This window comes from Gemmatimonas aurantiaca (genome assembly GCF_037190085.1).
In the GTDB taxonomy this organism is placed as follows: Bacteria; Gemmatimonadota; Gemmatimonadetes; order Gemmatimonadales; family Gemmatimonadaceae; genus Gemmatimonas; species Gemmatimonas aurantiaca_A.
This window is the reverse complement of record NZ_JBBCJO010000005.1, coordinates 39,135-52,273: the sequence shown is the minus strand read 5'-3', so window position 1 is coordinate 52,273 and position 13,139 is coordinate 39,135. Positions and strand designations below refer to the sequence as shown.

Annotated in this window: 9 protein-coding genes; 1 reads left to right on the top strand and 8 read right to left on the bottom strand. The window is 66.6% G+C overall.

All coding sequences use genetic code 11. The features are described from left to right. Nucleotides 1-110 precede the first annotated feature (110 nt). The 5 genes from WG208_RS05900 to WG208_RS05880 all read right to left on the bottom strand — a co-directional run bounded on the left by WG208_RS05900 (nt 111) and on the right by WG208_RS05880 (nt 5,995). Nucleotides 111-1,322 (bottom strand): PilT/PilU family type 4a pilus ATPase, encoded by a 1,212-nt coding sequence (locus WG208_RS05900; RefSeq protein WP_337170415.1) that lies wholly within the window; start codon nt 1,320-1,322, stop codon nt 111-113. An 11-nt stretch (nt 1,323-1,333) separates the two neighbouring features. Then, entirely contained in the window at nt 1,334-1,834 is a 501-nt protein-coding gene (accB, locus tag WG208_RS05895; protein ID WP_337170414.1) for an acetyl-CoA carboxylase biotin carboxyl carrier protein, read from the bottom strand. Nucleotides 1,835-1,905: 71 nt separating this feature from the next. Continuing rightward, the gene (locus WG208_RS05890; RefSeq protein WP_337170413.1) at nt 1,906-2,997 is read right to left on the bottom strand and encodes a Xaa-Pro peptidase family protein; all 1,092 of its coding nucleotides are present in this window, start codon (nt 2,995-2,997) and stop codon (nt 1,906-1,908) included. Between the two features lie 14 nt (nt 2,998-3,011). Next, complete coding sequence (gene aroQ / locus WG208_RS05885; RefSeq protein WP_337170412.1) at nt 3,012-3,479, bottom strand: type II 3-dehydroquinate dehydratase; 468 nt, start codon at nt 3,477-3,479, stop codon at nt 3,012-3,014. Next, entirely contained in the window at nt 3,476-5,995 is a 2,520-nt protein-coding gene (locus WG208_RS05880; protein WP_337170411.1) for a tetratricopeptide repeat protein, read from the bottom strand. Before WG208_RS05880 ends, aroQ begins: the two co-directional genes overlap by 4 nt. A gap of 250 nt (nt 5,996-6,245) precedes the next feature. Between WG208_RS05880 and WG208_RS05875 the strand changes: the two genes are divergently transcribed. Continuing rightward, nucleotides 6,246-8,081 (top strand): peptidyl-prolyl cis-trans isomerase, encoded by a 1,836-nt coding sequence (locus tag WG208_RS05875; RefSeq protein ID WP_337170410.1) that lies wholly within the window; start codon nt 6,246-6,248, stop codon nt 8,079-8,081. Between the two features lie 126 nt (nt 8,082-8,207). Here WG208_RS05875 and WG208_RS05870 read toward each other — a convergent pair whose 3' ends face one another. The 3 genes from WG208_RS05870 to WG208_RS05860 all read right to left on the bottom strand — a co-directional run bounded on the left by WG208_RS05870 (nt 8,208) and on the right by WG208_RS05860 (nt 13,004). Continuing rightward, nucleotides 8,208-8,465 carry a twin-arginine translocase TatA/TatE family subunit gene (locus WG208_RS05870; protein ID WP_337170409.1) on the bottom strand — a complete coding sequence of 86 codons (258 nt, stop codon included), beginning with the start codon at nt 8,463-8,465 and terminating at the stop codon, nt 8,208-8,210. A gap of 292 nt (nt 8,466-8,757) precedes the next feature. Beyond that, on the bottom strand, nt 8,758-9,762 hold the full coding sequence (locus WG208_RS05865) for a polyprenyl synthetase family protein (RefSeq protein ID WP_337170408.1): 1,005 nt from the start codon (nt 9,760-9,762) through the stop codon (nt 8,758-8,760). Continuing rightward, a complete protein-coding gene (locus WG208_RS05860) occupies nt 9,759-13,004 on the bottom strand; it encodes a hypothetical protein (protein WP_337170407.1) in 3,246 nt (1,081 codons plus the stop codon). Before WG208_RS05860 ends, WG208_RS05865 begins: the two co-directional genes overlap by 4 nt. Nucleotides 13,005-13,139: the final 135 nt, after the last annotated feature.

Here is a 13,139-nt window from a genome sequence, read left to right as displayed (position 1 = left end):
GACCCAACGCACCGGCCACTATAAAAAAAAGCAGTTCCAATATCCGTTCTCTACTGATTGTATCCGTGCTGTTTCCGCCCCATCCGCGCAATCCGCGGCAAAGTAGTCCATCAGGCCGCGTTGCTGCCCGGCCGGAATCCGTCGAACGCCGTATCGCTCGCCCCGTCCACGCCCTGCACCCGCAGCGCGAACTCGGCCGGGTTGGACGCATTGAACAACGCATCCTCGTACGAGATCACGCCGCGCGAGTACCAGTTCATGAGCGACTGGTCGAAGCTCTGCATGCCGTACGCGACACTGCCTTCCTTGATCAGGTCGGGAATGTTGAGCGTGGCCGAGAGATCGCGTACCTGATCGCGCACCGCTTCGGTATTCACCAGGATCTCGCAGGCGGGCACACGGCCCGGCTGATCCGCGCGCGGCACCAGACGGAGTGACACCACCGCGGCGAGCGCGTTGGCGAGCGCGAACCGCACTTCGTTCTGCTGGTGCGGCGGATAGAACGACAACACCCGATTGATCGTGAGCGTCGCGTCGGTCGTGTGCAGCGTGGAAAAGACCAGGTGGCCCGTGCCCGCCGCCTTGAGTGCGACATCGAGCGTCTCGAGATCGCGGATCTCGCCGATCATGATGACGTCGGGGTCCTGACGCAGCACCCGGCGCAACGACTGCGAGAACGAAGCGGTATCGGTGCCCACTTCGCGCTGATTGATGTGGCAGCGCACATCGCGATGCACGAACTCGATCGGATCCTCGATCGTGATGATGTTCGCGCTGCGGCGTTCGTTGATGTGCTGGATCATCGCCGCCAATGCCGTGCTCTTGCCCGACCCCGTCACGCCGGTGACGAGCACGAGGCCACGCGGACGCATGGCGATCTGCTCGAGCACGGAGGGCAGATTCAGGTCCCGCACATTCGACGCCGCGTGCGCGATCGCGCGCATGGCAAACGCCACCGTCCCCTTCTGCTGGTAGACGTTGACGCGAAAGCGCCCGATGCCGGGCACATTGATGGCAAAGTCCGACTCACGCGCTTCGACGAATTCGCGCAGCTGCGCCGGCGGCAGCAGATGCTCAGCGAGCGCCCGGAGTTCTTCCGGGCGCATCGGCGGCATGTCGAGCGGGACGAGGTCTCCGTGCAGACGGAGGGTCGGTGGACGGCCGACCTTGAGATGCAGATCGGAGGCGCCTTCGCGGACCATGCGCTGGAGCGCGGCCTTCAGGTCGAGACCCGAAGCGGGAGCGGGCGCGGAAGCCGCACCGTTGGCGCTGCTGCCCTGTGTGCCGTTCAGGCCGGGCGCAACGCCGGAGACCATCGTCATGTCGTCATGTCTCAGCCGGTCGGATCGATGCGGAAGAGCACCTGGCCGTATTCGACCGGATGCGCATCGGTGACGTTCACCTCGCGCACCACGCCATCGAATTCGGACTCGAGCTCATTCATGATCTTCATCGCCTCGATGATGCAGACGATCTGTCCCTTGCTGACACGATCCCCTACGGAGATGTAGGGCTTCGCGCCGGGCTCAGGCGCAGAGTAGAACGTGCCCACCATCGGCGACTTGATCTCGAGGGCCGCGGCCTTCGGCGCCTCGGCCTTCGGCGCCGCAGTCCCCCCCTCCTCGGCAGGACGCGCCGCAGGCGCCGCAGGCAACACCGGTGCGGCGACAGCCACGGGCGCCGGCGCGGCGGGAGCAACGGTCATGGCAGCGCGCTGTTGCGGGCTCTTCGAGATCCGGAGCTTCATCCCCTTGTCGGAGGAGATCTCGATGGAATCCACCGTGGAGCCGTCGAGCATTTCGATCAGCTTCTTCACGTAGCGCAGGTCGATCATGGAGGGAGAGGCTAAAGAGGAGCGGCGCCCGGCGAGACACCGGGTGCGAGGTCAGACGGGTTCGGACGAGGTCAAACGATTTCGTGCAGCGCACGGGGGAAACTCGTCAGCACGCGTCCCCCCGATTCGGTGATCAGCACATCATCCTCGATTCTCACCCCGCCCCAGCCCGGGCGATAGATGCCCGGTTCGATGGTCACGACCATGCCGGCAGCGAGGGGAGCTTCGACGGTACGGGCCAGACGCGGCGCTTCGTGCACGTCCAGGCCGATGCCATGACCCAGCGAATGCCCGAATGCCTCACCAAACCCGCGGGCGTCAATGTACTCTCTCGCGACCGCATCTGCAGCCATCCCCGTCATTCCGGGCCGAACCGCACCCGAAGCGCGCCCATTTGCTTCCCGGACGATCTCATAGACCTCCCGCTGCTCCGCCGATGCCCGCCCCAGAACCACCGTGCGGGTGATGTCGGAGCAATAGCCCCGCGCCACGGCCCCGAAGTCCAGCAGGACAAAATCACCCGGGCCGAGTACCCGGTCGCCGGCCCGCGCATGGGGAAGCGCCGAACGGGGTCCGGAGGCCACGATGGACGCAAACGGATACGCCTCGCTCCCCGCCTCCCGGAGATGGCGCTCCAATATGCCGGCCACGGCCGTTTCCGTCAGTCCGGCACGCAACTTCCCGAGCGTGCGGTCCAGCGCCTGCTCGGCCATCGCCACGGCCTCCTCGATGGCCGCCACTTCACCGGCGTCCTTCCGCTCCCGCAGCGTCTCCACGAGGTCCTCCTGCGGACGCCACTGCCACCGGCTGCCCTGCTCCAGCAGACGGGCAAAATCGCGATGCAGCAGATGCCCTGTCTCGAAGCCGATCCGGTCCACACCGGTCATGTGCTGCAGCGCGTTCCAGAGGCCCAGCCACAGACTGGTGGGCTCGATGCGCACGGTGGCGGCATCGCCAACTTCCTCCTCCACCTGGGTGGCGTACCGGAAATCGGTGAGCAGCAGGCATTCCCGGGACGTCACCAGCACGAGCGCGTTGCTGCCGGAAAAACCGGTGAGGTACCGCACGTTCGACAGCGACGACACGAGCAATCCGTCGATATCGGCGCGCGCCAGTGCATCGCGGAGCGACGCGAGACGCGCCGATCGGGTATCGGATGTCATGGAGGGCCTGCGGATCAGCCGCGAACGGGCGGCAATTGACGCGACGGCAACGACTGCAGGGCGCGGATCAGGCCGCGAAGGGCATACTCGTAACCATCGGCCCCGAGTCCACACACCATGCCGATGGACGCACTGGCCAGCATCGAGTGCCGGCGCTCCGGTTCCCGGGCATGGATGTTGGAGAGGTGCACTTCCACGAAGGGTATGGCCGTCGCGGAAAACGCATCGCGCAGCGCGAGACTGGTATGGGTGTAGGCGCCGGCGTTCACGACCACGCCATCGACCTCGCCACGCCACGCATGCAGCGTGTCGATGAGTGTGCCTTCGCTGTTGGACTGGGCCGAACGCAACTGCACCCCGAGCGCGTTCGCGACGCCCTCGAGGTGAGTCATGATGTCCGCCAGCGTGGCGGTGCCGTAGATGGTGGGCTCGCGAGTCCCCAGTAGATTGAGATTGGGGCCGTTCAGAACACCGATGATCACGCGTTACCCAATCCCTTGAGCCAGACGGAGAACTGCGCCAGATCGTCCGTGGCGCTCGGTCCATCGGGTGTATTCGATGCGCCCGATGACGGTGACTTCGTCTCTCCCGACGGCGCCTGGGTGGCCGGATCGGGGAAGAAACGATCGAACGAAACATCCCCTGAAACATGTCCCGGCGACGGCTCCGCAGCATGCCCAGCGGCGGCTTCGGCAACGGGCGTGTTGCGTACCGGCGTGTTGCGCAGCGGTGTGTTATGCAGCGGCGTGGGCGTGCGCACGGTGCCATAGGCGGGTGTGGGGATCCGCGCGGCCGTGGCCGCATCGAAGAGCGAACTCGCGAGGGCGTCGTTCACCGCCGCACTCTCCACATCACGCGATGCGAAGGCATCGGCCAGGGCCCGGGCAGCCATATCGTCCTGCGGTTCGGCGCTGGCCGCGCCAAAAAGGGACGTCAGCCCATCGTCACCGACATCTCCCGCCCATGTGGCACCGCTCCACTCGGGGGCCGGCACAGCGGTCGAGACGCGCGGCGTGCGACGGGATACCCGCCGGGCGGCGAGTGCGGCAAATCGCTCACGGGCCGTGTAGACCGGCGCCGCGAGCACGTCATTCGCATGCGCGACGTCGTGGGCCACGTCGACATGCCCCACTTCTTCGACCACGTCTTCTGCTTCGGCTCCGATGTCCATCCCGGCATCCACCCCGAGGTCGACCGGCGCCGGGATTTCCACCTGCTCGCGCAATTCGGCGAGACGCGACGACAGCACCGGGTCGTACGGACGCCTACGCACCAGTTCTTCGTACACACTGATCGCGCGCTCGATGAATCCCTGCGTCACGAGCAGTTCGCCCATCGTCTCGGTGACGAACGCCGGCGACGGTGCCTCCTGCTCCTCGGCCTCGAAGTCCTGGTCCTCGACCAGCATGTCCGACACGGCTTCGGGATGCACATCGGAGAAGGACACTTCCTCGGTGTCCAGTCCTTCCACGATCTCGTGCGGCATCGAAGCCACGGGCAACGCGTACACCGACACGTCATCCGGATCGCCGGCCGTGCGCGCATCCTCGGCAATGGCGTCGGCGATCGCCTCCACTTCTTCGGTGGGGGTGACCGGCGGCGCGAGCCAGGGCAGATCCACCGACGAATCCGCCGAAACATCGGCCGCAACATCAACCGAAGTATCCGTCGACGTGTCCGCCGCGATCACCAATTCTTCGTCGGCGATATCCGGTTCGGGCTCCGGGAGCGAAAACACCACGGGGTCACTCGACTCCCGCCCGAACGCGTCGGCGGCTTCCACCGGCACGTCCACGAATGCGGGGGTCACACTGCGGGGCGTGACGACACGGGCCACGAGTTCCGTGGTGTCGGGCCATTCCGGTGCGGCGAGGCCTTCTTCGAAAGACGCATCGGCATCCATGGACTCGGCCAGCGCCGCTTCCTCGGCAGCGGCGACCGCCCCCGTGTCGACGTCGGCAAAAGCAAAGGGATCCGTCTGCTCTGCCACCGGCTCCACGGACTCCGCCGTGGGCTCCTGCATGGGCTCGGCCACCACCACGGCTGCGGGCTCCGTCAGAAGTTCGGCTACTGGCTCGAACCGGGCTTCGATGGACGGTGTCGATGGTTCGACGAGCGGCTCGACCGACGGCTCGATCGGCGCGTCCACAGGCGTCCCGACCGATTCCACGACGGTTTCGACCGGCTCCACCACGGGCTCCACGACCGGGGTCGCCATTGGCGTCGGCATGGCCGCCACGATCCGGTCGCCTTCCATCTCCATCGCTTCGAGATCGAGCAGATCGCCAGCCAATGCAGCGGGCACCACGGGCGGCACCACCGGCGCGGTCGGCACAAAGGCCGCCGGCACCGACAATGGCGTGGGCACGGGTGTGCGGAGCCGCGCATTCACCTCGTCGAAATCCACCGCCCGCAAGGCAGCATCGGGCGTGGGCACGACAGCGCCGATGATCGGCACCGGAACCGAAGGCGTGAACGACACGGGACGCAGATCGGGAGCCGGAGCCGGCACCACCGGCATCGGCACACCGGGAGTGGGCACCGGAGTCTGGCCGATGGCCGGTCCGCCCGCCTGGGGAATGGCCCGACTTCCGTAGGCCGGCGTGGACAGCGTCGCCAACTGCGCGGCGATGTCGTCGTTGCGCGGGTCGGCGTCCAGCACCCGCTCATACCAGCGACGGGCGGCCAGGGGATCACCCTGCCGGCGCGCAATGTCACCCAGATGGCGCAGGGCGATCAGATTCTCGGGATCGAGTGCCAGCGCCTGCTCGAACACCGACCGGGCCTCGCTCAGACTCTCACTCTCATAGAGGGCCTGACCGAACACGATGTATCCGCTCATGTGCCCAGGCTGCTTCGGCAGATGCTCGCGACAGAGCGCGATGGCCTGCGACAACTCGCCGGCCTTCCGGAGTTCGTTCGCGAGCGGCGCAAAATAGCGGCGCGGATTCTCCTCGAACTTTCTCCGGAGCTCCTCGATCCGGGCGGCTGTACTCATGCGTGCGGTACCCTCTGGTGGTGTCCCCGACCGGCGGGCGGCGGATGCCCGGTTGTGTCAACCGTTATTACTCGCCGCGGTCGGTCGGGATGTCAATCGTGGACGAAACGACGGGAAGTCGTGTCGTGTCTTGCCTTTAGCCCTTCAGAACCGCTAGCTTTCCGGACTCTTTCCGGCACACGCCCTTCTTCGGGGAGGTGCGTGTGCCTTTCCGTTCTGCCCGTCTTTTCGAGTCAAGGAGTCTCGCCCCGTGCTGCAATCGATGCGGAGCGCCGCGAAGTACATCTGGATTTTCATCATCGTGGCGTTTGTCGGCAGCTTCCTGCTGTATGAGACATCCGGACTTGCCGGTCGTGCTCCAGTGACGACGACCACCTCCATCGCCACCGTCAACGGGGAGGAAATACTCCTCACAACGTGGCAGAATGCGGTCAACGCCCTCGAACAACAACAGCAGCAGCAGACCGGGCGCAGTATCACGCTCGACGAGCGGCAGCAGCTGGAGGACCGGGCGTTCGATGAAATCGTGACGGAAATGCTCCTGCAACAGGAGTACAAGCGTCGCGGCATCACGGTTACTGACGAAGAAGTCGTGCAGGCGGCACGCGTCTCGCCGCCGCCGCAGGCCACGACCTCGCCCGATTTCCAGACCGATGGCCGGTTCGACATGCAGAAGTACCTGCGTTTCATCGGCAGCCCGATGGCGCGGCAGTCCGGCATCCTGGCCGGTCTCGAATCGTTCTATCGCAACGAGATCCCCAAGCAGAAGCTCTTCGACCAGATCGCCAGCGGCGCGTATGTGTCCGATGAGCGTCTCTGGCAGGTCTATCGCGACCGGCACGACAGCGCGTCCGTCAGCTTCGTCGTGCTGCGCACCGATGCACTCGCCGACACCACGGTGAATGTCACCGACGCGGAGATCTCGCAGTTCTACGAGCGCAACAAGAAGCGTTACGAGCGCCCCGGTCGTGCCATCGTGTCGCTGCTGACGGTGCCCCGCACCGTGACGGCCGCCGATTCGGCCGCCGCCCGCGCCCGGGTCGACCAGCTCCGCGCCGAGATCGTCGGCGGGGCGAAGTTCGAGGATGTGGCCCGCCGCGAATCGGCCGACTCCGTCTCCGGCGCCCAGGGTGGGGAACTCGGCAAGGGTGGTCGCAACCGCTTCACGCCGAAGTTCGAGGAAGCCGCCTACGCCCTCAAGGTCGGCGAGCTGTCACAGCCGGTGCTCACGCCTTTCGGATGGCACATCATCCGGGTGGACGAACGCAAGGGTGACACGCTCGACGTGCGGCACATCCTCGTGTCGGTGGGTCAGACCGATTCCAGCGCCACGCGTACCGATCGTCGCGCCGATTCGCTGGCCACCATCGGTGCCAGCCAGGAAGACGCGAAGAAGTTCGACGATGCCGCGAAGGCCCTCGGCCTCACGGCGGCGCAGGTGGCGGTCATCGAGAAGGAGCCGCTCTCCTTCGCCGGCCGGTATGTGCCCAGTGTGAGTGCGTGGGCGTTCTCCGGCGTGCGTGCCGGCGAAACCAGCGATCTGTTCGATTCGCCCGAAGCCTACTATCTCGCGCGTCTCGATTCGCTCACGCCGGGTGGCCAGCAGTCGCTCAGTGAAGTGAAGGAAGACATCCGTCGTCGTCTCGCGCGCGACAAGCGCATCGAGAAGCTGCGTCCGGATGCCGAAGCGCTGGTGGCGGCCGCGAAGAGCGGGACGCTGGAAACGGCCGCCGCGGCCAAGGGACTCACGGTGGAGAAGGCGGCCGGATTCAGCCGCATCGATCCCGTCGCCGGCCTGGGTCAGTTCACGCAGGCGGTGGGTGCCGCGTTTGTCCTGCCGGTGGGTCAGGTGGGCGGTCCGTTCCGCTCGCAGGACGGCATGGTGGTGATGCGCGTCGACAGCCGCATGGACGCGAAGCGCGACGCTTTCGAAGCCGAGAAGGACACACAGCGGGCGCAGCTCATGCAGTCGCTCCGTCAGCAGCGTATCGACGAATTCCTTGGCAATCTGCGCGAGCACACCAAGGTCGACGATCGTCGCACGAAGGTGCTGTCGCAGCTCCGTCGGCAGTCCGCCGGCGTCTGATCGATCGGAACCCATCGAACAAAGCGCCCCCGCGAGAATCTCGCGGGGGCGCTTCTGTTTTGCGGTCTGACGATCTGACGAAGAGTCAGCGGATCACACGGGGCTCACGCGCCGATCACCGGCAGATCACATCAGGCGCTTGGGTTCGGGGCGCTCCTCGTCGGCTGCTTCCTGCTGCGCCGCGGTGCCCTGGGCGACGCGCGGTTCGCTGCGCGGCGTGGGCTCGGTGATCTGTCGCTGGGCGTCGTTGATGTTGCGCTTGAACTCGTTGATGCCCTTGCCGAGTGAGCCGGCGATTTCCGGGATGCGCTTGGCTCCGAAGAGCAGCAGCACGATCACGAGGATGATCAGGATCTCGCCGAAACCGAAGTTTCCGAAGTTCATGGGAAAAGCTCCTAGAAGAGGGACCGCGCGATGAGGTAGGCGATCAATACTCCCAGAAGGCTCAGGAGAGAGACATCCAGGGCGACTGGTCCAACCGCAAACTTCAATATAATCAGGTCGATCGGGAGAGGACCTATGGCGGGTGTGACTCCCGTCGTCAGGAACTCCTTCACCGCCCCGGGCGGCAGGAACCGGCGCGCCACCTGGGTCAGTAGCCCGCCCGCCACGAAGCCCGACGCCAGTACCAGAACGTGGAACAACGGGCGGTGTTTGGAAGGTCCGCGGACGGCCATCACCAGCGCCGCTCCACGACGTAGGCGATCGAATCCAGCAGCGCGCTCCGGGCCGCGCTCTCGGGCAGTTCCGCCAGCGCCTCCTCGGCTTCGTGCGAGAACTGATCGGCCCGACGCCGCGCGTACTCGAGTCCCCCATGATCGCGCACGATGCCGACCACTTCGGCGATGGCTTCGTCCTCGGGTTCCACCGACGCGAAGAGCGCGTCCACCCGGGCCCGCGCGGACGCCGGCATCTCCCGCAACGCGGCGATGAGCGGAAGTGTCACCTTGTGTTCCTTGAGGTCGAGACCACTGGGTTTGCCCGTCATCTCCTGCTGCTCGGTGTAGTCGAGCAGATCGTCGGCCACCTGGAACGCCATGCCCAGGCGTTCTCCGAAACGGGTCACCGCCTGCCGGTAGCGCGGCGCTCCGCACAGCGCACCCACGTCACACGCGGCCATGAACAACGCCGCGGTCTTGGCGCGAATGAGTGTTTCGTAATCGCTTTCGCTGAATGCCAGCGCGTCGTACGCGCCCAACTGACGGATTTCGCCGAGTGTCATCTCGTTCGAAGCCTGCGTGATGGAACGCATCGCCTCGAGGTCACCCATGGTCACCAGCTCGCGCAATGCCCGGAGATACAGGAAGTCACCCATGATCACCGACACCTGGTGACTGAAGAGTGAATTCACCGTGGGCATACCACGACGCAGCACGGAATGATCCACGGCATCGTCGTGCACGAGCGTGGCGAGATGCATGAGCTCGACGACCGCCGCATACGTGATCGCGCGCGGAGGCGAACGATCTTCGATGGAGCTGGCCAGCAGCAGCAAGGTGGGGCGGAAGAGTTTCCCCTTCATCCCCATGAGATGATCCTGCACCTCGCGCACCAGCGGCACATCCGCAGCGACGATACGCCACAGCTCTCCCGAGACCTGCGAGAGTGCTGTGTGTACCGGAGCCTGGATGTCACGTAACGCTGCCGCCAGCGCGGACGGAGTCCGCGTGGTAAGCGTCATCGTGTGGCTGGGTCGAGTGCCGCCAATCGGGTGGCGACATCGCGGAATTGAATGTCGGTCGCGTACACGCGCTGAAAATAACCACGAGCCTCGTCCCTTCGCTGCAATGCCTCGCAGGAATGTGCGAGCAGATACAGGACGCCCACCCGCTGGTCGTCGTCGAGCCCCGGTTCGTGCAGTGCCCGGGATAGGACGGTGGCCGCGATCTGGTGTCGCCCCTGCTCCACGAAACACTGCCCCAGCGCTTCATAGGCCGGCAGACGGTGGGTCCGGCTTCTCAACGCCTTCTGGAACTCCGCGATGGCATCGTCCAGAAGTCCCATCTCCTTATAGGCGACACCGAGGTCGTAATGCCCTTCGAAGTCATTGTCTCCGAGGGAGCGGGCCACGCCGTCCTTGAAATGCTGGAGGAGCGCGTCGAAGTCGGCCTGTTCGTCACCGCTGATGACGGGCTCCCGCATGCGCATGCGCGTGGATGCGGGTTCGTCGTCGTCCCGCAGCCAATCGGCCAGGTCCACGAACTGGTCGTCGGGGCGCGGCGGCGGAGGGGGCGGTGGTGCCGCCGCACCAAGGGCGGCCCGGGCGCGATCGTCGTGGGGATCCAGCTCGAGTACCCGCGCGTACACCGCACGCGCACGTCCCTCTTCCCCCATCCGCACCAGCGCGTCGGCCAGATCGAGGTAGGCCAGCTGCAGCCGGTCCTGCTCCTGCAGCCGCACGGCCAGCTCCACCCGCTTCTGGTGGTACGGCACACGATCCGGTGAGACATGCACCAGCTCATCGGCGATATCCGCCGCCGCCGCCAGTTCCCCGTCGCCGATCAATCCCTGCTGGGCCGTTTCCAGTTCATGCAGCGCCGCGTCGCGCTCGCCGGCTTCGAACAGCGCCTCCGCCAGCCGGCGGCGCAGCAACCAGTGCTGCGGCAGGCGCGCCACCGCCGCCCGGAGCGCATCCCGCCGCGACGTGGCCACGACGACGGCTTCCGCCGCCACTGCGGCGGTGGGCAGGGACGGCGTGACGTGCACGACCCGGACAGCCGAAGCAGGCGTCGGGGTCGGCTCGGCGACCGGCGTCGGGACAGCCGTGGTTCCCGGCGTCGCCATTGGCGTAGGCGCTGGCGTCAGCACCAGCCCGGCATCCGGTTCCGGAGCAGACGGGGCATCCGGCTCGGACGCAGATCCGGCAGGCGGTGCCACAGCCGGTGCCACGGCCGATGGCGCAGGCGGTTGGGAGGCCGATTGTATCGAGGGTTCCGCAGCCGACGGATCGGGCGTGGAAGCCGGCTCCGGCTCGTCGAGATCGAGCAATGCCGCGCTCTCGCCGATGGCCTGACGCAACAGAGCCTCCGCTTCACGCTCGGCGCGACGCTCGGACTCACGCTCGGACTCACGCTCGTCGTGGCGTGCATCCGGTGGGTCATGGGTGTCGCGGCTTCCACGGCCGGCAGGCGACACCTCGGCATCGATGGCAGCCGGATGCGGTGTGGCGTTCGCCGTGACCGCCGGCGCGGAACCCGATGCCACCTCCACGGGCACGTCGATCGGAGCCGCCGCAACCTGAAGACCACGCTCCACCAGCGCATCGGCGAGCAGCAAGGGCGGCAGCTCACCCGACTGCACGAAGTCGTGCGGATCGATGTGATACGACGCGTGCGGCAGGCGGTTCGACGCGACGACGATTGCCGGCTCCATGATCGGCGCGACAGCCGGCTCCTCGTCCGCCGGAGCTGCCGTCTCCGCACCCTCCTCGGCGTCTATCTCGCGCGTACTCTCGGCTTCCCGGTCCAGGGCGGCGGCCGCCGCCTCTGCGGCTTCCGCCTCCGCGGCTTCCGCACGCGCCACCAGCTCTGCACCGGCCGCGATCGCGGCATCGAGCTCCGGCACCGGCACGATGTCCAGCGGCTCGAGCCCGTCCGTCTCGAACGGCTCCAGCTCGAACGACAGATCGTCATCCTCGAACGGGTCCAGCTCGATGGACTCGATCTCGATGAAGTCGAGTTCCACCGTCATGTCGTCGAGCGCGTCCGTGCCCGTGGGTGTTTCGGGAATCGCCGGCACGACGGGCGGAGTTTCCGTCAGGATGACGGCGTGCAGGCCCTGCTCGCCCTGCGGATCGGTGAGGTCCTCGACGAGGACATCGTCCAGACGTTCGACACCGGCCTCCGCCTCGGGCGGCACCAGCCACGTGACATCGGACGGCGGCTCGATCGCATCCGTCGCGCCGGGCTCCTCGTCGGCCAGCACATCGGGCGCGAACCCTTCGAGTGGCGCCACTTCGGCATCGGGAACGACCTGCGGCGCTTCGAGACCGTCCAGCGCGGCAACCTCCAGCGCTCCGATCTCCGGCGCACGCTCCACCGAGGGCTCGGGCGGCACGGCCCGCGGGTCCAAAGGCAGAGCACTGACGGCCGCCTCGCTTCCGTCGCCCTCTCCTCCCACCAATTCGAGCGGGATGTCGAGCAACCCTTCCACCCGTTCGGACGTGTCCAGGAAAGGCAATGCCGGGACGGCGACGGCCTGCGTCTCCGTTCCCTTGACGGGTTCCTTGACGGGCCGATTGTCGCGCGGCGTGGGCACTCTCGGGACCGCCACCGGCGTGCGGGAGCGCGGATCACCGTAGTCGATGTCGAGGAAGACGAGATCGCTGGAGCGCTGATCACGCGCGAACGAGGGGGTACCCGGCGCACTGTCGGGCGCGGCAACGGCTTCCGTGGTGCGGATGGGCGTGCGCCGACGCGGCAGGGCGATTCCGGCGCGCGCCGCATGCTCCTCCACCAGAGCCTGCACCTCGGTGAGCTCGGGCATGAGGTCCGCGACCTCGGCCAGGGCCCGCATGCCCTCGTCCACCCGTCCGTCCTGCTGCATGCGGGTGGCATATTCGAGGAAGTTGCGGGTGGCGTCTCCCCGCAGCCCCTTGCGCGCGCAGATGCGGCCCAGGGTGAAGTACACATTGGCCCGACCGGGCGCATTGCGCAGAATCTTGTTGCAGAGCGCGATCGCGTTGTTGAAGAGCCCCGAGGTGGCGTAGTGCTCGACGGCGCGCTCGTAGTACGTGATCGCATCGGGCACCCGCCCCTGACGCAGCGCCAGATCGCCGACCTTGTTGAACAACGCGACGTCGACGTCTTCGCCCGCGGCCTCGCTTTCCTCGATGGCCTTGACGTACGAGGCGATGGCCCGGTCGATCTGCTTGAGCTGCTCGAACTCGGCCGCCTTTTTCCTGTACTTCGCGGCGTTGGACATGCGGTCGAGTCGGGCTCCCGGAGACGAAAGAAGCGCCCTCACGGCGGGCGCTGACGATCAGCGACGCAGAATACCCTGACGACGTATCACCGGCATCACACGAACGATGCGACTGTCACACTGCCGGCACGCACG